This is a genomic window from Brevundimonas sp. EAKA, from assembly GCF_000698025.1.
Taxonomy (GTDB): Bacteria; Pseudomonadota; Alphaproteobacteria; order Caulobacterales; family Caulobacteraceae; genus Brevundimonas; species Brevundimonas mediterranea_A.
The window spans coordinates 17,743-35,867 of record NZ_JMQR01000022.1 but is presented as its reverse complement, the minus strand read 5'-3'; the positions used below and the strand labels follow the sequence as shown (position 1 = coordinate 35,867).

Below are 18,125 nucleotides of genomic sequence, written 5' to 3'. Positions count from 1 at the left end.
AAGCAGGGCCGCAATCGCCGCCCGCGCCGCCTCGCCCAGGTCGGGACGTTTCAGGGCCAGGGCCACATTGGCGCGCAGCAGGCCGATCTTGTCGCCGCAGTCGTGGGTGACGCCCGCGTATTCGACGGCGGTGAAGGCCTGGCGCTCCATCAGGCGGGCCATCGCGTCGGTCAGCTGGATCTCGCCCCCGGCGCCCTTCTCCTGGGTCGCCAGCAGGTCGAAGATCTCCGGCTGAAGGATGTAGCGGCCCGAGATCGACAGATTGGACGGCGCCGTGCCGGGGGCGGGCTTCTCGACCATCCCCTTCATCTCGATCCGGTTGCCCTGACGGCCGACCGGATCGACGATGCCGTATTTGTGGGCCAGTTCGACATCGACGGATTCCACGCCGATGATGTTGCCGCCGGTCTCGGCATAGACCTCGGCCAGCTGTTTCAGGGCGCCGGGCTGCGAATCGACGATGACGTCGGGCAGGATGACGGCGAAGGGTTCGTCGCCGATGATGTCGCGGGCGCACCAGACGGCGTGGCCCAGCCCCTTGGGCTGCATCTGGCGGGTGAAGCTCATCTCGCCGGCCGAGGCCAGCTCGGCGTTCATCATCTCGAGAATCTCGATCTTGCCCTTGGCCAGCAGTTGGGCCTCAAGCTCGATCTGGTGATCGAAATAGTCCTCGATGGCGCCCTTGGACCGGCCGGTGACGAAGACGATGTGTTCGATCCCGGCTTCGCGGGCTTCTTCCACGATATAGGACAGAATCGGCCGATCGACGACGTTCAGCAGTTCCTTGGGCGTGGTCTTGGTGCCGGGAAGAACGCGGGTGCCGAGGCCCGCGACGGGCAGAACGGCCTTGCGCAGACGCGCGGGCTTGGTGGTCATCAATGAATCCTGACAGCTATCCCGCCCCTCTTAGCCGGTGCGGACCGGCGAAAGAAGGGGCAGGACGGCCGTCGGTTCCGCCCTACTTGGCGGGCCGCTGCATCGGGGTCATGGCCGATGCGGTCGCGCGCTGGGCGACCAGTTGGGTTTCGGGCAGCGGGATCAGGCCGCGGTCGGCCAGATAGCCGCCCTTGCCTGCGGCGCCTTCCGAGAGGAATTCCTGAATATACTGCTGCAGGCCGGGGATCACGCCGATATGGGCCTTCTTCACATAGATGAAGAGGCTGCGCGACAGCGGGTATTCGCCGCTGGCGATGGTGTCGGCGTTGGGGGTGACGCCGTCGATGGTCTCGGCCTTCACCGTGTCTAGGTTCTGTTCCAGGAAGGAATAGCCGAACACGCCCAGCGAACCGGGCGTGCGGGTCAGGGTCTGGACGATGGCGTTGTCGTTCTCGCCCGAGTCGATCCAGGCGCCGTCTTCGCGCAGGGTGTGGGCCAGGGCCTCGAACCGGTCCTTGTCGGATTTCTCCACGGCGGCGGTGGCGGGCACCAGCTTGGCGCCCGGCGTCATGCCCAGCTCCAGGAAGGCGTCGCGTGTGCCCGAGGTGGGCGGCGGGCCATAGACCTGGATCCGCTGGTTCGGCAGGCCCTTGTTGACCTCGTTCCAGGTCTTGGCCGGGTTGGCGACGAACTGGCCGTCGGGGCCGGGCACTTCCTTGGCCAGGCCTTCGTACAGGTCGTTCAGTTCGAAGTTGAAGCCGTTGCCGTTGCGGGCCGTGGCGACGACGATGCCGTCAAAGCCGATCTTGATCTCGACGATGTCGGTGACGCCGTTCTTCTGGCACAGGTCGAACTCCGACGCCTTCATCGGACGCGAGGCGTTGGCGATGTCCGGGGTGTTCGGGCCGACGCCCTGGCAGAAGGCCTGGATGCCGCCGCCGGTGCCCAGGGATTCGACGCGGGGCGCGGCGCCGCCGGCGGTGCGGGCGAAATTCTCGGCCACGCGGGTGGCGAAGGGGAAGACGGTCGATGAACCGGCCGACCAGATGCCCGAACGGGCGCCCGAGCTCCCGCCGCCGGAGCCGTCGCCGCAGGCCGCCAGGGCCAGAAGGGCGGCGGCCGCCGTCGCCAGTTTCAGTGTGCGGATCATTTGAAGATCTCCCTGAGCATCGATTTCACGACGGTTAGACCAGACGAGTGTGACTGTTTTTCCTGCGTCCCGGGCACGGCGCCCACCGTTACAGCAGGCGTTTGCGCATGACCTGGGACAGGGTGTCGATCAGGGTCACGGCGACCACGATGACGATGGCGATGGCGGCGACCCGGCTGTAGTCGAAGGCCTGGATGCTCTCGAACAGGGTCTGGCCGATGCCGCCGGCCCCGATCAGGCCCAGCACCGTGGCCGCGCGGCTGTTGGATTCGAACCGATACAGGGCGAACGAGGTCCACAGCGGCGCCACCTGGGGAAAGACGCCCCAGACGATCTCGTGCAGCTTGCCGGCGCCGGTGGCGCGCACGCCTTCGACCGGCCCCTTGTCGATCGACTCGACCGCTTCGGAGAACAGCTTGGCCAGAACCCCGCCGGTGTTCAGCGCCAGGGCCAGCACGCCGGCCAGCGGACCCAGGCCCACGGCGACGATGAACAGGGTGGCGATGACCAGGTCGGGGATCGACCGCAGCAGGTCCATGAACCGGCGCACGATGAAGACCATCCAGCCGGGCGCGATGTTGCGCGACGCCATCAGGCTGAGGGGCAGGGCGATGAAGACGGCCAGGAAGGTGCCCCACAGGGCGATCTGCACCGTCAGCCACATCTGGCCCGCCAGACTGGTCGTCGGCTGGGTGAAGACATGGGTGAACGACGTCCAGAAGTCTCCCGGCGGGAAGATGGCCCCCCAGTCGGGCCGCAGCAGGTCGGCGCCATAGGTGGAGATGTTCGACGAGCCCGAGAACAGCCGGCCGAAATTCTGCATGTCCACCTTGCCGAAGCTGGCGATCAGGATGATCGCCAGACCGCCCCATAGCATCAGGTCGAACAGGGTGGCCGACAGCGACTTGGTCGGCGCCGAGGGAATGGCGGTCGGGGCGACGCCGCCCTTGGCCGCCATGTCGAGGCTGGCTTCGGTCAAGGCTGGACCTCACGCTTGGCGCGCAGGGCGGCCAGGTCGCGTTCGGCGGCGGCGACGCCGGCCTGGTCGTTCTTGGCCCTGGCCTCGCTCAGCTTCTGGTCGGCGACCATCTCGCGCACCGGGTCCAGGTAGGAATCGTCGGCGGCGCGGAACATTGAATAGTTCAGGCCCGCCAGCACCTGACGCTGGCGCTCGGCCTCGGGGCCCTGGCCCTGGCCGTAGGTCAGGAAGAAGCTGCGCAGCTTCTCCTTCAGCGCCGGATCCAGATCCTCGCGGATGACGATGCCGGATTCCGGGATCGGCGGCGACACCCAGATGTCCTCGATCTGCGACGCCAGCTGCGGGTTCTCGCGGCGCATGAAGACGGTGTTGACCGAGTTGGAGGTCGCAACATCGACCACGCCGGTCGCGACGGCGAAGGCGTTGGCCTGGTGGCTGGCCGAGCGCACGGTCTTGAAGCACTGGGCCGGCACGATGCCGCGCGGATTGAACAGGAAGGTCAGGGGCGCCAGCGTGCCCGAGGTGGACTGGGCGTCGCCGATGCCGAAATCATACTGCTTGCCGCAGGCCAGCACCTTGTCCAGCGTGACGCCCGAGCCTTTGCGCACGATCAGGGTCGAGGTGTAGCTGTCGCGACCCTCGGGATCGACGATGCGGGCGATGACCTCGCCCTGGGCGCGGTCCACGGCTTCCAGGGCCGGCTTGGCCGAGAACCAGGCCACCTGGGTCTGGTTGAACCGCATGGCCTCGATCAGGACATTGTAGTTGCCCGCGAAGAAGGGCTTCACCGGCACGCCGACGGCCTTGGACATGTCGTCCAGCAGCGGCTGCCACAGCGGGCCCGAAGAGGCCTGGCCCTCGGCCGAGAGGATGGAGAAGGTCAGTTCCGACGGCATGGTCCCGGCCGCCGGCTTCTCGTCGCCCCCGCCGCACGAGGCGAGGCCCAGGATCATCGCGGCGCCCAGGGCGGCGACGCCGGCCTTCGCTACGAAGCGACGCGCCAAAGAAGCTTGAAACGGGCTCATGCCTTGGTCTCCCAGAACGCGTCCTCGAATTCAGGACCATAGATATCGATCAGGCGCTGTTGATCCAGGCCCGTGGCGGGACCGTCATAGACGATCTTGCCGCCCTGCAGCGCGATGACGCGGTCGCAGTAGCGGATGGCGTAGTCGACCTGGTGCAGGGTGACGATCACCCCCATGCCGTCGCGGCGATTCAACTCGACCAGCAGCTCCATGACCTTGCGGGCGGACACGGGGTCCAGCGAGGCGACGGGTTCGTCGGCCAGGATGGCCTTGGCGCCCTGCACGATGGCGCGGGCGATGGCGCCCCGCTGCTGCTGGCCGCCCGACAGGGTGTTGGCGCGCTGCCCGGCGTAGTCGCTGACCCCGACCCGGTGCAGGGCCGCCATGGCGCGATCCTTGTCGGCCTGGGGCCACAGGCCCAGCAGGCCCTGCCAGGCCGGCAGACGCCCCAGGGCGCCCAGCATGACATTGGAGAACAGGCTCAGCCGCCCGACCAGATTGAACTGCTGGAAGATCATGCCCAGTTTGCCGCGCGCCTGGCGCACGGCGCCGGTGACGCGCCCGTCCTTCTGGACGGTTTCACCAAAGACGCTGATCGTCCCCTTGCCGGGATCGATCGACTGCAGGCCGGTGATGGAGCGCAGCAGGGTGGACTTGCCCGATCCCGACGGGCCGATCAGGGCGACCATCTCGCCCGAGGCCACGGAGATCGAGACGCCGTCCAGCGCCTTTCGCGATCCGAAGGTCTTCGACACGTCACGCGCCAGGACAAGCCCGGGGGCGACGGCGGCTGCGGATGAGGTCATGAACTCGCTGGGAGGCTGTGGCGAACGGGCGCCGCATGACGCGACAAAGGCTTCTGGGCAAGTCTTAATCGCACGGCAGGCGCAATCTCGTCCAGACCCGACCCGTTCAACCGGCCTCGGCCGCCGCCTCGACCCGTGCGACATCGGCGGCGATCGGCAGGGCGACGCGCGATCTGTCCAGCGCCTCGCGGGCCAGAACCTCCACCGCCCCGGCCAGGGCCGGCGTCGTCGCCAGAGTCTTCAGGCCCTTCTGAAGCCGCACGGCGACGGCGACGTCTCCGGCCCCGTAATGGGCCACCGGTCCGAAAACATCGTCAAGCAGGTCCGCGTCGGCGATTCCCGGCACGAACAGCCGGTCGCGATGCGGGGGGCTGTTTTTCCGGACTGGCGTCGCCCGTCCAGACGTCCAGCAGGCGGACGCCCGCGCCGATGATCTGGATCGCCGTTCCGGGGTCGTTGACGCCGGGAGACAGGGCCTTGGCGGCGATCTCCCCCAGCACGATCAGGCCGAAACGCGGATCCTGATCATAGGACCGGGAATCGCCCAGGGCGAAGGCCGAGCAGAAGTCGGCCTGCGCCGTGTCGTCGCAGGCGGTCAGGCTGATGCGCGCCAGCACCCCGCCGCGCCGCACGAATGCGCCGGGCGCAGCCACGACCTCGACCTGACAGTCGCGCGCCTCGGCCAGGGTCTGAAGCCGGTCGGGATCGACGTTCTGGACATAGCCGGTGGCGGGGGCGACGACGACGGCGCCGTTTTCCAGGCCGCCCGCCCGACCGCCCAGTCGCGGCAGGTCACGGCGCTGTTCCAGCGCATCCCGCGCATAGGACTCGACCAGCTCGATCATGTGCCCGACCCGCGCCAGGCTGGACAGGCGGTTGATCCAGGCCAGCAGGCGAAACGCCACCAGCCCGACCATGGCCAGGCTGAACAGGAACAGGATCGCCCGGCCGTTCTGGCCGTAGTAATGGGCGTTGATCGCCGTCACCGACACGATGGCGTACAGGAAGGCGCCGACGAAGGTCGCCAGCGACTTCTGGGTTTCCTCGTCGCTGGTCACCAGGGCCGCGACCCTGGGGCTGGCGGCGGACGACACCGACGTATAGGCCGTCACCATGGCCCCGACCGAGAAGGTCGCGACGCCCAGCAGGCTGGACGCCAGTATGGTCAGGATGGATTCGACCGATTCTCCGCCCAGGCGCTCGGCCATGTCCTGGGGCACCCAGGGCGACAGGGCCGCCGCCAGCAGCGAGGCCGCCAGGCCGAAGACGGCGTAGGCGGTCGCCCGCACCCACAGTTGGCGCCGCGTCTTGCGCCACAGGAACAGCCATCGATTCATTCACGCCTCCCGTTCATCAACGGCGTGAAAAGGCCAAGGTTGCGCCCCTGGGGGGCTGTGACACTGTCGCGGGGGATTTGTGACAGTCCAAACCCAGGCCCCGCCACGAAAAAACCCCTTTACATGACAGTCCGATGCCCCCATATCGCGGCTTCCGGCGGACCCCGTGGTCTAACCGTTAAGCGCTGCTAACGCCGGTCTGGGTTTCACAATTAGCAGGGGGTTACGTGAATTGCGCACGTATCAGCTTCCCCTGGACCTGGTCCGTGAGCGGTCCCCTGAACGTCCCGTCGCCCTCGTGCGACCGCGTTCGGTATCCGTAGCGGCGCTTTGGTTCCAGGATAATCTAAAAGCCGACGTCTTCTATGCCGTGAAGGCGAATCCGTCGCGTTGGGTCATCGAGACCCTGATCGAGGCCGGGGTTCGCGGCTTCGACGTGGCGTCCATCGCCGAGATCGAACTGGTGCGTTCGGTCAGCCATGACGTTCGCCTGGCCTTCATGCATCCGGTCAAGAGCCGGTCTGCGATCACCAAGGCCTATTTCGAACACGGCGTTCGCACCTTCTCGCTCGACTGCGTGGATGAGCTGAACAAGATCCTCGACGCCACCGGCGGCGCGGACGACCTGAACCTGATCGTGCGCATGGCGGTTTCGGCCGACGGCGCCGCCTATACCCTGTCGGGCAAGTTCGGCGTTCCCGCCGACCAGGCCCCCGCCTTGCTGCTGGCCACGCGCCAGGCGGTCAAGGACGGGCTGATGGGCGTCAGCTTCCATGTCGGCAGCCAGTGCATGCGCCCGACCGCCTATCAGGCGGCCATGGCCCAGGTCGGCCGTTCGATCAGCCGTGCGGGCGTCATCGTGGACATCGTCGATGTCGGCGGCGGCTTCCCTTCGGTCTATCCCGGCATGGTTCCGCCGGACATGAGCGAATACGCCGACGCCATCCATCGCGGCTTCAACGAGATGCCGGTGTCGGAAACGACCGAGCTGTGGTGCGAGCCCGGCCGGGCCATCGTCGCCGAATCCTCGTCGATCCTGGCCCGTGTGGACCTGCGCAAGGGCGACGCCCTGTATCTGAACGACGGCTCCTACGGCTCGCTGTTCGACGCGACCCACTCGCGCTGGCCCTTCCCGACCAAACTGGTCCGGGACGGCGAGGCTGCGTCCGAGCTGAAGGCGTTCCAGTTCTATGGTCCGACCTGCGACTCGATCGACCATATGCCGGGTCCGTTCTGGCTTCCGGCCGACATCCGCGAAGGCGATTTCATCGAAATCGGCATGCTCGGCGCCTATGGCGTCGCCATGTCGACCGGCTTCAACGGCTATGGCGAACACGACATCGCCATCGTCGAAGACGCCCCGATGGCCTCGCTCTACGGCCTGGCGCCGCGTTCCATCCCCACCGTGCGCACCACGGCCGAGGAGAACGCCCGCAAGGTCGTGCGTCTGTCACGTCCGAAAGGTAAGGCCGGTCAGAGGAAGAAGTCGCGACGCTGATCGTGAGAGGTGAATCGTGAGTCGTGATTGTCAGCCATGACCGACTTGCGAACTCACCGCGATCTAGACGTCTGGAAGCTCTCGGTTGATTGGGTTGAAGCCGTTTATCGTTGCTCGGTCTCCTGGCCGTCTGACGAGCGGTTTGGCCTGATCAGTCAAGTTCGTCGTTCAGCCGTCAGCGTGGCCGCCAATATCGCGGAGGGCGCAGGCCGAAACGGAACGGGTGAGTTCTTCCACTTCCTCGGCGTCGCGCGCGGGTCGCTCGCGGAGGTCGAAACCCATCTCCTCATCGGCGCGCGTCTCGGCTATCTAACGACTGACAATCTCCAGCCTTTGCTTGCCGACATGGAGCGGATCGGGCGTATGCTCTCCGCCCTTTCGACGCGACTGAAGCAACGGCGGCACGACTGACCGCACTTCACCATTCACGCCTCACGATTCACGAGTCACCCATGACTGCCAACACCAAGGCCCAGCTGCTGCAGAACGTCGTCGAGCATGTCGACATCACCAGCTTCGACGCGCGCCCGATCATCGACTCGATGCGCAAGATGTCGTTCTCGAGCCGCGACACCGCCCGCGCCGCCGACATCTTCTCCATGGCCATCGAGGACAAGGACTGCTCGCCGTGGCTGATCCTGGCCGGCTCGACCTCGGCCGGCGGCTGCATGCACGTGTACCGCGACATGGTGAAGTTCGGCATGGTGGACGCGGTCGTCGCCACCGGCGCCTCGATCGTCGACATGGATTTCTTCGAGGCCCTGGGCTTCAAACACTATCAGGCCGCCGGCGAGGTGGACGACAACGTCCTGCGCGAGAACTACGTCGATCGGATCTACGACACCTATATCGACGAGGAAGAGCTCCAGGCCTGCGACCACACCATCCTGGAGATCGCCAACCGGCTGGAGCCGCGCGGCTATTCCAGCCGCGAGTTCATCTGGGAAATGGGCAAGTGGCTGAGCGAGGGCAACGCCAAGAAGCCCGGCTCGCTGATCCAGACCGCCTATGAAGAAGGCGTGCCGATCTTCTGCCCGGCCTTCGTCGACTCATCGGCCGGCTTCGGCCTGGTCAAGCACCAGAAGGAACGCGCCGCGGCCGGTCTGCCCTATCTGATGCTGGACGCCATCGCCGACTTCCGCGAACTGACAGACATCAAGATCGCCGCCGGCGTCACCGGCCTGTTCATGGTCGGCGGCGGCGTGCCCAAGAATTTCGCCCAGGACACCGTCGTCTGCGCCGAAATCCTCGGCGTCGAGGCCGAGATGCACCGTTATGCGGTCCAGATCACCGTCGCCGACGTCCGCGACGGCGCCTGTTCCTCCTCGACGCTGAAAGAGGCCGCCTCCTGGGGCAAGGTCCAGACCACCCACGAGCAGATGGTCTTCGCCGAAGCCACCACCGTCGTCCCCCTGATCGGCTCCGACGCCTACCACCGCGGCGCCTGGAAGGCCCGCGACAAGCGCCGTTGGAACAAGCTGTTCGAGAAGGGCTGAGCCGAACCGGCTGCCTGATAGAAAGGCCGGCGGAGCGATCCGCCGGCCTTTTTCTTACCCTCTCCCGCTTGCGGGAGAGGTGGCCCGTCGTTCGCGCAGCGAACCAGGGTCGGAGAGGGAAGTCTTCGTTCAGAAGAGACTTCCCCCATCGTCAGGCGTGTCGCTACGCGCCACGACCTGACACTTCCCCCGCAAGCGGGGGAAGGTCGTTCTAGGCCGCGCAACCCTCGAACCCGGCCCGCAGCGCGGCCTCGTCCAGTTCGCGGCCGATGAAGACGGCGCGGCTCCAGCGGCGTTCGTTCTCGCCCCATTCGCGCTGCAGATCGCCCTCCAGGATCATGTGGACGGCCTGGAAGACCAGACGGCGGTTCTCGCCCTGGACGTCGATGATGCCCTTGGCGCGCAGGATGTTCTGACCCTGCTCGCCCAGCAGCCGGTCCAGCCAGGCGGTGAACTTGGCGCCGTCCAGCGGACGGTCCAGCGACAGGGAGATGCCCTTGATGTCGTCCTGGTGGGCGTGACCCCTCGCGCCATGGGAATGCGCGTCGTGGGAATGGTCGCCGTGCGAATGATCATGCCCGTGGTCGTGGTCATGATGGTGGTGGTCGTGGCCGCAGTGCTCGTCGTGCACATGGCCGTCCGCGCCGTGCGGCGGGTTGGCGAAATCGGGCTGGACCTCCAGAATCCGCTCCAGATCGAAGGCGCCCAGGCCCAGCACCTGGTCCAGCGGCACGTTCGACCGTTCGGCGCGCACGATGGGCGCCAGCGGGTTCAGCGCCCGCAGCCGGGCCTCGACCGCGTCCAGCTCTTCCGGGGTCGCCAGATCGACCTTGTTCAGGATGATCCGGTCGGCGAAGGCCACCTGTTCGCGGGCCTCTTTTGAATCGTCCAGACGCGCCATCACGTGCTTGGCGTCGACCAGGGTGGTGACGCTGTCCAGCTGGGTCTTGGCCTTGACGTCCTCGTCGACGAAGAAGGTCTGGGCCACCGGCCCGGGATCGGCCAGGCCCGTGGTCTCGACGATAATGGCGTCGAAGGCCGGCTTGCCGGGACGCTGGCGCTTCATCAGGCCGGCGACCACGCGGATCAGGTCGCCGCGCACCGTGCAGCAGACGCAGCCGTTGTTCATCTCGAACACGTCCTCGTCGGCGCCGACCACCAGGTCGTTGTCGATGCCGATCTCGCCGAACTCGTTGACGATGACGGCGTAGCGTTTGCCGTGATCCTCGGTCAGGATCCGGTTCAGCAGCGTGGTCTTGCCCGCGCCGAGATAGCCGGTCAGGACGGTGACGGGGATCTTGCCGCCAGAATTCTGGGGTGCGGCGGTCGAAACGGGGGCGTCGAGGGTGTCGGTCATAGGCCGCTAGATGGCGGCTGCATCGCCCGATGAAAAGGGGGCTTAGGCCTTCTTCACGAACTCGACGCGCAGGACCAGGCCGCGCACCTTGTCGACATTGGCCTCGATCTCGTCGGTGTCGCCGGTCAGACGGATGTTCTTGACCAGGGTCCCGCGCTTCAGCGTCACGCCGCCCGAGCCCTTGACCTTCAGATCCTTGATCAGGGTCACGCTGTCGCCGTCGGCCAGGATGTTGCCGTTTGAGTCTTTGGTCACGTCTTCGGTCATGGCGAAGCTTCTAGCGGCGTGGACCCCATGCGTCACGCAATATCCGCGTTTCGAATGTGGATATGAGCGATTTCGCGGGTTCAAGTAGCGCGAAGCGCGATAGCTCGAATTCGCGGGTTCAAGTAGCGCGAAGCGCGATAGCTCGAATTCGCGGGCTCAAGTAGCGCGAAGCGCGATAGCCCGAATTCGCGGGCTCAAGTAGCGCGAAGCGCGATAGCCCGAACAAGGAACCGACGCCGTCAGGCGTCCGGCACGTTGGCGTCCAGTTCGTCCAGCCACACCCGAGCATTGCCGTCCGACGGGGCGCGCCAGTCGCCGCGCGGGGACAGGGAGCCGCCGGTCACCACCTTCGGCCCGTTCGGCAGGGCCGAGCGTTTGAACTGGGCGGTCTGGAAGAAGCGGATCAGGAATTTCCGCAGCCAGGCCTTGATGGTCGCCAGGTCGTACTCGACCCGCTCGTTCTCCGGCGTGTTGGCCGGCCAATGTCCGGCGCCGGCGTCGCTCCAGGCCTGGTGCGCCAGGAAGGCGACCTTGGACGGCTTCAGGCCGAAGCGGCTGATGTAGAACAGGAAGAAGTCGTTCAGCGCATAGGGGCCGACCGTGCCCTCGGTGGACTGGATCACGCCGTCCTTGGCCGGCACCAGTTCGGGCGAAATCTCGGTGTTCAGGATGGCGTGCAGGGTCGGGCTCGCCTCGGCGCCGACCAGTTCGCGGTCGGCCACCCAGCGGATCAGGTGGCGGATCAGGGTCTTCGCCACCCCGCCGTTGACGTTGTAGTGGCTCATATGGTCGCCGACGCCGTAGGTGGCCCAGCCCAGAGCCAGTTCCGACAGGTCGCCGGTGCCCAGGACGAAGCCCCGGTTCTGGTTGGCCAGGCGGAACAGATAGTCGGTCCGAAGGCCGGCCTGCACATTCTCGAAGGTGATGTCGTGCACCGGCTTGCCCGCCGCATAGGGGTGGCCGATGTCCTTGAACATCTGTTCGGCGGCGGGGCGGATGTCGATCTCGGCCCCCGTCACGCCCAGAGCCTTCATCAGGGCCCAGGCGTTGGACTTGGTCCCGTCCGAGGTCGCAAAGCCGGGCATGGTGAAGCCCAGGATATTGGTCCGGGGCAGGTTCAGCCGGTCGAAGGCGCGGCAGGCGACCAGCAGGGCCTGGGTCGAATCCAGCCCGCCCGACACGCCGATGACCAGCCGCTCGCCATTGGTCGCCGTCATCCGGCGCATCAGGCCCTGGACCTGGATGTTGAAGGCCTCGTAGCAGTCCTGATCCAGCCGTCCGGCCTCGTCCGGCACGAAGGGGAAACGGTCCAGCGGCCGGATCAACTCGCTCTCGACCACGTCCTCGCGCGCCATGAAGGGGACGACGGTCGCCGGTTCGCCCTCGACCCGCGCGCATTCGGAAAAGGTGCCGTTTCTCAGGCGATCCAGCCCGATCCGGTCCACGTCGACGTCGGCGAGGGTCAGGTGGTTCTCCAGGGCGAACCGCTCGCCCTCGGCCAGTTTCGACCCCAGTTCGTGGATGGTCGCCTGACCGTCCCAGGCCAGGTCGGTGGTGCTCTCGCCCCAGCCCGAGGCGGTGAAGACATAGGCCGACAGGGTGCGGGCCGAATGGCTGGCGCTCAGCATGGCGCGCTCGTCGGCCTTGCCGATGACGATGTTCGACGCCGACAGGTTCAGCAGGATCCGCGCCCCCGCCAGGGCCGCGCGGGGCGAGGGGGGCAGGGGCGCCCAATAGTCCTCGCAGATCTCGACCGCGAAGACGAAGCCCGGCCGGTTGACCGCCTCGAACACCAGGCCGGGCGCGAAATCCACCGTCTCGCCGTTCAGACGGATCACGTCCTCGGCGCGGGCCGTCGCCGGGGCGAACCAGCGTTTCTCGTAATATTCCCGGTAGTTGGGCAGATAGGTCTTGGGCACGACGCCCAGAACCTCGCCGGCGCCCATCACCACGGCGCAGTTGTACAGGGCGTCGCCGTTGCGGATCGGCGCCCCGACCACGGCGACCAGATCATGCTCGCCCGTCGCCTGGGCGATCACCGCGATCTGGCGCTCCACCTCGTCCAGCAGGGCCGCCTGCATATGCAGGTCGTCGATGGCGTAGGCCGACAGCGACAATTCCGGAAACACCATCAGGTCCACCCCCTGATCGGCCGCCTGACGGATCAGGGCGACGTGCTCCTCCGCATTGGCCCGGGGGTCGCCCACATGGCTGACGGGCGTCGCCGCCGCCACCCGCACGAAGCCGTGGGTCTTGGGGGAATGGAAGGGCAGGGGCTCGGCCATGGGGTCGTCCGTTCATCCCGGCGCGCGCCGGTCGTCAGCCTTCATATAGGCCGGAATGACGACGGGAGAGAATCCCCCCGTCCGACGTCGCCTGCCGATGCGCCTAGACCGCCGGCGCGGCCGCCGTCTCTTCGTCGGTCTTGCGATGCAGCACCGAGACCTCCGTGCCGGGGTCCAGGTCCTTGACGGTGATCGTGGCGTCGAGCTGGCTGGCCAGGGCCTTGACGATGGCGGTTCCCAGGCCGGCTTCTGAATCGTCCGGGTTCTTCGGCATGCCGACGCCGTCGTCGGAAATCGTCAGATCCCAATCCTGGGACCGCGACTGGAAATCCACGCTGACCAGGCCCTTCCGCCCGTTGGGGAAGGCGTGTTTCAGGGCGTTGATCACCAGTTCGGTGACGACCAGGCCAAGACTGACCGAGACCTCGGCGTCCAGGGCGCTGGCGTCGCCGCTGACCTCGATCCGCACCAGATCATGGTCGGCGATCATCGAGGCGCCGATACTGCCGCACAACTGCGCCAGATAGGGTTTCAGCGCGACCTCGCCGACCTTGTTCAGGGACAGCTGGCGCTGGACCTCGGCGACCGACATGACGCGGTTGTGCGCCTCGGTCAGATGGGCGCGGCTTTCGATCGATTCCGTCTTCCGCGCGGTCTGCAGCAGCACGCTGGCGATGATCTGCAGACTGTTGGCGACGCGGTGCTGAACCTCCTGAAGCAGAACCTCCTTCTGCCGCACCAGGTCGTCCATCTTCTTCTGGGCCGCCTTGTCCGCCGTGACGTCCACGATGGTCAGCAAAAGGCGCACGGGCTGGACGTCGGAGAAGGCCAGGCGCTTGGCGTTCAGTTTCAGGCTGCGGGTCGCGGCGGTCCGGAACGGCATGTCCAGCTGATAGTCGGGCACGTCCGCCCCGCCGGAACCGACCGCGCCCAGCAGGGAGCGCAGCCGGGGCAGGTTCCATTCCCCGCCGCCCAGGTCGAAGATCGACCGCCCGACCACCGCATCGTCGTCCAGCCCGAATTCCATCAGGAAGGATTGGCTGGCGGCGACGATGTCGAACGCCTCGTCCATCAGCAGCAGCGGTGCGCTGGACACCGAAATGACCGCCAGGGCCAGGGCGGAGCCCAGATCTTCATCTTGAGATACGGGAGCCATGGGCCTCCCTTTCCGATCCCGTCGCGACGCTCAGTGTGAGCATCAAGCCTCGGGTTCAGACGCGTCTGAGCGTCTTTCACCCCACTCTAGCATGCGGGGGCGCAACTGAGCATCGAAAGTGACGACTTCGCTCTAGGCCGCCGCCCGCTTCTCCTCGGGCCGCAATGTCAGCACCCGCACCCCGTCCCCTGTCACCGCCACCGTATGTTCGAACTGGGCCGACAGCATCCCGTCGGCCGTCACCACGGCCCAGCCGTCGTCCTCGGTCCGCACCGTCCGGCGGCCCTGGTTCAGCATGGGTTCGATGGTGAAGACCATGCCCTCGCGCAGGGTCACGCCCGTGCCCGCCCTGCCGAAATGCAGCACCTGGGGGTCTTCGTGCATTTCGCGGCCGATGCCGTGGCCGCAATATTCGCGCACGACCGAATAGCCGGCCTTCTTGGCGTGCTGCTCGATGGCGAAGCCGATGTCGCCCAGCTTCGCCCCCGGCCGCACGGCCCGAATACCCTTCCACATCGCCTCATAGGTGGTGCGGACCAGACGCCGCGCCTGGGGCCCCACGGTCCCGATCAGATAGGTCTTGCTGGAATCGGCGATGAAGCCGTCCTTCTCTAGGGTGATGTCCAGATTGACGATGTCGCCGCTTTTCAGCATCTCGTCCGTCGACGGCACGCCATGGCAGACGACCTGATTGCGCGAACTGTTCAGCACGAACCCATAGCCGTACTGGCCCTTGCTGGCGGGCCGGGCCTGAAGTTCATCGACGATGAAGGCCTCGACGCGGTCATTGATCTCCATCGTGGTCATGCCGGCCAGCGCCAGCCCGTCCAGATGGGTGAAGACCGAGGCCAGCCGGCGCCCGGCCTCGGCCATCAACTCGACCTCGGCGGGGGTCTTGGTCATGCAGCCGCGCCGGTCGGAGCCGGGGCGTCCATCAGGGCCGTCGCGTCCACGCCCGCCGCCTTCAGCTCACGCGCCACCAGGTCCTGAAAGGTCAGGCCCGGATTGGTCTCGCACAACAGGCCGATCCTTATCCAGAAGGCCGCCTGGGCGTTGATGGACCGATAGGAGGCCTTGCTGGCGCGACGCAGCTGTTCGTGCAGCGCGTCCTCGATATTGACGATGCCCAAGGCCTGACTCCGGACTATATGATTCGTACATGTAACGTATATTCGTCGTTCTGGCGCCGCAAGCGGCCGTTTCCGCCGTGTCGGCGCCGCGCCCCATCCGCCAACTGTCACAATGACGCTGGTGCTTCATCAGGGATTTCAAGGTCTTGCCGAATCTTCGGGGTCTTTTCCCAGCCTGGGCTCCCGTCGGCCTCATAGTCTGCGGTCCAGAGGACGGACACGGCGGAGAGGGCGGATTTCAGACGATTCATACGATCTAGACTCTGTTTTTTCCCGCGAGAGTCTGAAATCCCCGCCCCGGCGCCCGATGACGCAGGCCGCCGTCTGCATGCGAATGCGGATGACGTCGGCCTCCGCCGCCGCTAAAGCCATCCGATGACCGATACGCCGAAAAAGGGCTGGTTCCAGCGCCTGTCCGCGGGGCTCTCGCGCTCCTCCAAACAGATGACCGACCAGGTCGTCGCCAGCTTCGTCAAGGAACCCCTGTCCGAGGCGGCGCTGGAGCGGCTGGAGGAGCATCTGCTGGAAAGCGATCTCGGCCCCGCCGCCTCGGCCCGGATCGTCGAACGCTTCCGCGCGCTGAAGTTCGGCAAGGACGCCCAGGAACATGAGGTCAAGGAGGCCCTGGCCGAGGCCGTCGCCGCCGAACTGTCGCCGCGCCAGGCGACCTTCGACCCGTTGAGCGGGCCCAAACCCTATGTCGTCCTGTTCGTCGGGGTGAACGGCTCGGGCAAGACCACGACCCTGGGCAAGATCGCCGCCGACCTGACGGGCAAGGGCGCCAAGGTCATGATCGTCGCCGGCGACACCTTCCGCGCCGCCGCCCGTGAACAGCTGAAGGTCTGGGCCGACCGGGCGGGCGCCGAGTTCGAGAGCCGTCGCGACGGCGCCGACGCCGCCGGCCTGGTCTTCGACGCCTACGCCAAGGCGCGGGCCGAGGGGTTCGACGTCGTCCTGGTCGATACGGCCGGCCGGCTGCAGAACAAGTCGGCCCTGATGGACGAGTTGCTCAAGATCGTGCGCGTGCTGAAGAAGATCGATCCGGCGGCCCCCCACGACACCCTGCTGGTGCTGGACGCCACGGTCGGCCGCAACGCCCTTGCCCAGGAACAGATCTTCGGCCGCACCGCCTTCGTCACCGGCATCGTCATGACCAAGCTGGACGGCACGGCGCGGGGTGGGGTGCTGGTGCCCGTGGCCCAGGCCTCCGACGCCCCGCTTATGCTGATCGGCGTGGGCGAGGGGATCGACGACCTGCAACCCTTCGACGCCCGCGCCTTCTCCCGCGCGCTTGTGGGACTGGAAGACTGACATGACCGACACGACCGCTTCTCCCGAACCGAAGAAGAACCGCCAGTGGATCCGCCAGGCCGTCGATTTCGGCGCCCTGGCCGCCTTCATGATCAGCTATTTCGTCAGCCGGGACATGATCCTGGCGACCTGGGTCCTGGTCGGCGCCTCGGGCCTGGCCCTGATCATCGGCTATGCGGTGGAGCGGCGGTTCGCCCCCCTGCCGCTGATCACCGGCCTGTTCGCCCTGGTGTTCGGCCTGCTGACCGTCCTCACCCATGACGACCTCTATGTGAAGCTGAAGCTGACGGTGCAGAACGGCCTGCTGGCGGTGATCCTGCTGGGGTCGATCCCGCTGAAGAAATATCCGTTCAAGGCCCTGCTGGGCTCGGCCATCAAGGTCAATGACGCCGCCTGGCGCACCCTGACCCTGCGCTACGGCCTGTATTTCCTGGCGGTGGCGATCCTGAACGAGATTTTCCGCAGCCCCGCCGCCGTGACCGCCCTCTGGCACGCCCTGGGCCGCGACACCCCAAATCCGAACGACGTCTGGACCAGTTTCCGCGGCGTCCTGTGGATCGCCGCCTCGATCTTCGGCCTGTCCCAGGTGCCGCTGATCATGAAGAACATGACCAAGGACGAGGAGCCCGGTCCCATTTCTCCCGACACGGGAATGTAGCGCGCGCACCTGACGAAACCACGGGAGCCTACAGACAGAATGTCGCGGAAGTGACATACGTGTCGCGTCAAATCGTAAAGCGCGGCTGGTACGCATGCGGACGAAAGACACTCGGGGGACGGTCGATATGGTCAAGTCTGGCAAGTCGTTACGCAAGGTCGGGCCTCTGGCCACCTCGCCCAGTCACCTGATGCACCGGGCCCTGCAACTGGCCCTGGACATCTATTCCGAGGAAATGGGCGCCGACGGCCTGACCCAGCGACAGTTCGCCGTGCTTGAGGCCGCCTCGCTGAAGGCCGGTCTGACCCAGACCGAACTGGTGCGGATGACCGGCATCGACCGCTCGACCCTGGCCGACCTGGTCACCCGCATGACCGCCAAGGGCCTGCTGGAGCGCGAACGCTCGACCCTGGACGCCCGCGCCAAGGCGGTCCGTCTGTCCACGGAGGGCGCCGCCCGGCTTGAGGCCGCCCGCCCGCTGGTCGAGGCCGCCGACAAGCGGATCATGGCCCTGCTGCCCAAGGGCCAGCGCGAGACCTTCCTGGCCCAGCTGGCTGAACTGGCCGCCGCCGCCGACGCCGCCCCCGACGCCGCCAAGGCCGAGGCCAAGGCCGCCAAGAAGGCGCTGAAGATGGCCGAGAAGGAAGCCAAGAAGGCCGAAAAGGCCGCCAAGAAGGCGGTCCGCCCGGCCAAGACCTCCAAGCTCAAGAAGCCCAAGCTGAAGGTGGTCGAGGTCGCCTGACTTCCCCGCCCCACGGGGTGGGCAGGACACGGCTTGCGGCGCAAATCCGGGG

Annotated in this window: 19 protein-coding genes; 6 read left to right on the top strand and 13 right to left on the bottom strand. The window is 66.7% G+C overall.

Translation table 11 applies throughout. The features are described from left to right. The 7 genes from galU to ER13_RS05190 form a co-directional block, all read right to left on the bottom strand. The coding region (galU, locus tag ER13_RS05215) for a UTP--glucose-1-phosphate uridylyltransferase GalU (protein WP_035307310.1) at positions 1-876 on the bottom strand (876 nt) is incomplete at its 3' end. Between the two features lie 82 nt (positions 877-958). Then, entirely contained in the window at positions 959-2,026 is a 1,068-nt protein-coding gene (locus tag ER13_RS05210) for a substrate-binding domain-containing protein (protein WP_035307307.1), read from the bottom strand. 88 nt (positions 2,027-2,114) lie between these two features. Continuing rightward, complete coding sequence (gene phnE / locus ER13_RS05205; protein ID WP_035307321.1) at positions 2,115-2,984, bottom strand: phosphonate ABC transporter, permease protein PhnE; 870 nt, start codon at positions 2,982-2,984, stop codon at positions 2,115-2,117. Between the two features lie 17 nt (positions 2,985-3,001). Next, the gene (gene phnD, locus ER13_RS05200) at positions 3,002-4,030 is read right to left on the bottom strand and encodes a phosphate/phosphite/phosphonate ABC transporter substrate-binding protein (protein WP_008259855.1); all 1,029 of its coding nucleotides are present in this window, start codon (positions 4,028-4,030) and stop codon (positions 3,002-3,004) included. Continuing rightward, complete coding sequence (phnC, locus tag ER13_RS05195; RefSeq protein WP_008264302.1) at positions 4,027-4,836, bottom strand: phosphonate ABC transporter ATP-binding protein; 810 nt, start codon at positions 4,834-4,836, stop codon at positions 4,027-4,029. Before phnC ends, phnD begins: the two co-directional genes overlap by 4 nt. A 106-nt stretch (positions 4,837-4,942) precedes the next feature. Then, the gene (locus tag ER13_RS18965; RefSeq protein ID WP_231492482.1) at positions 4,943-5,182 is read right to left on the bottom strand and encodes a DUF2254 domain-containing protein; all 240 of its coding nucleotides are present in this window, start codon (positions 5,180-5,182) and stop codon (positions 4,943-4,945) included. Continuing rightward, complete coding sequence (locus ER13_RS05190; protein ID WP_231492481.1) at positions 5,151-6,173, bottom strand: DUF2254 domain-containing protein; 1,023 nt, start codon at positions 6,171-6,173, stop codon at positions 5,151-5,153. The genes ER13_RS18965 and ER13_RS05190 overlap by 32 nt, the downstream gene beginning before the upstream one ends. A 232-nt stretch (positions 6,174-6,405) precedes the next feature. Here ER13_RS05190 and ER13_RS05185 point away from each other — a divergent pair, with 232 nt between their 5' ends. The 3 genes from ER13_RS05185 to ER13_RS05175 are packed head-to-tail and all read left to right on the top strand — an operon-like array spanning position 6,406 to position 9,167. Beyond that, entirely contained in the window at positions 6,406-7,671 is a 1,266-nt protein-coding gene (locus tag ER13_RS05185) for a type III PLP-dependent enzyme (protein WP_035307304.1), read from the top strand. A 36-nt stretch (positions 7,672-7,707) separates the two neighbouring features. Continuing rightward, positions 7,708-8,082 (top strand): four helix bundle protein, encoded by a 375-nt coding sequence (locus tag ER13_RS05180; RefSeq protein WP_035307302.1) that lies wholly within the window; start codon positions 7,708-7,710, stop codon positions 8,080-8,082. Between the two features lie 41 nt (positions 8,083-8,123). Beyond that, a complete protein-coding gene (locus tag ER13_RS05175; RefSeq protein ID WP_008259915.1) occupies positions 8,124-9,167 on the top strand; it encodes a deoxyhypusine synthase in 1,044 nt (347 codons plus the stop codon). Between the two features lie 211 nt (positions 9,168-9,378). On the opposite strand, the gene ER13_RS05170 is transcribed toward ER13_RS05175, so the two are convergent. The 6 genes from ER13_RS05170 to ER13_RS05145 form a co-directional block, all read right to left on the bottom strand. Beyond that, positions 9,379-10,524, bottom strand: coding sequence for a GTP-binding protein (locus ER13_RS05170; protein WP_008263613.1), 1,146 nt, complete (start codon positions 10,522-10,524; stop codon positions 9,379-9,381). A 42-nt stretch (positions 10,525-10,566) separates the two neighbouring features. Continuing rightward, a complete protein-coding gene (locus tag ER13_RS05165; RefSeq protein WP_008263608.1) occupies positions 10,567-10,791 on the bottom strand; it encodes an alkylphosphonate utilization protein in 225 nt (74 codons plus the stop codon). Positions 10,792-11,030: 239 nt separating this feature from the next. Further along, positions 11,031-13,076 (bottom strand): NAD(+) synthase, encoded by a 2,046-nt coding sequence (locus tag ER13_RS05160; protein WP_035307300.1) that lies wholly within the window; start codon positions 13,074-13,076, stop codon positions 11,031-11,033. A 103-nt stretch (positions 13,077-13,179) separates the two neighbouring features. Beyond that, positions 13,180-14,232 (bottom strand): sensor histidine kinase, encoded by a 1,053-nt coding sequence (locus tag ER13_RS05155; protein WP_035307298.1) that lies wholly within the window; start codon positions 14,230-14,232, stop codon positions 13,180-13,182. A gap of 132 nt (positions 14,233-14,364) precedes the next feature. After that, a complete protein-coding gene (map, locus tag ER13_RS05150; RefSeq protein WP_035307295.1) occupies positions 14,365-15,135 on the bottom strand; it encodes a type I methionyl aminopeptidase in 771 nt (256 codons plus the stop codon). Continuing rightward, positions 15,132-15,362, bottom strand: a complete 231-nt coding sequence (locus ER13_RS05145; RefSeq protein ID WP_035307293.1) for a ParD-like family protein — start codon at positions 15,360-15,362, stop codon at positions 15,132-15,134. The genes map and ER13_RS05145 overlap by 4 nt, the downstream gene beginning before the upstream one ends. A gap of 375 nt (positions 15,363-15,737) precedes the next feature. On the opposite strand from ER13_RS05145, the gene ftsY reads away from it, so the two are divergent. The 3 genes from ftsY to ER13_RS05130 all read left to right on the top strand — a co-directional run bounded on the left by ftsY (position 15,738) and on the right by ER13_RS05130 (position 18,073). Further along, complete coding sequence (ftsY, locus tag ER13_RS05140) at positions 15,738-16,673, top strand: signal recognition particle-docking protein FtsY (protein WP_035307290.1); 936 nt, start codon at positions 15,738-15,740, stop codon at positions 16,671-16,673. Between the two features lies 1 nt (position 16,674). Next, a complete protein-coding gene (locus ER13_RS05135) occupies positions 16,675-17,331 on the top strand; it encodes an inner membrane-spanning protein YciB (protein ID WP_035307287.1) in 657 nt (218 codons plus the stop codon). Between the two features lie 127 nt (positions 17,332-17,458). Further along, positions 17,459-18,073, top strand: coding sequence for a MarR family winged helix-turn-helix transcriptional regulator (locus tag ER13_RS05130; RefSeq protein ID WP_008259635.1), 615 nt, complete (start codon positions 17,459-17,461; stop codon positions 18,071-18,073). The last annotated feature ends 52 nt before the right edge of the window (positions 18,074-18,125 follow it).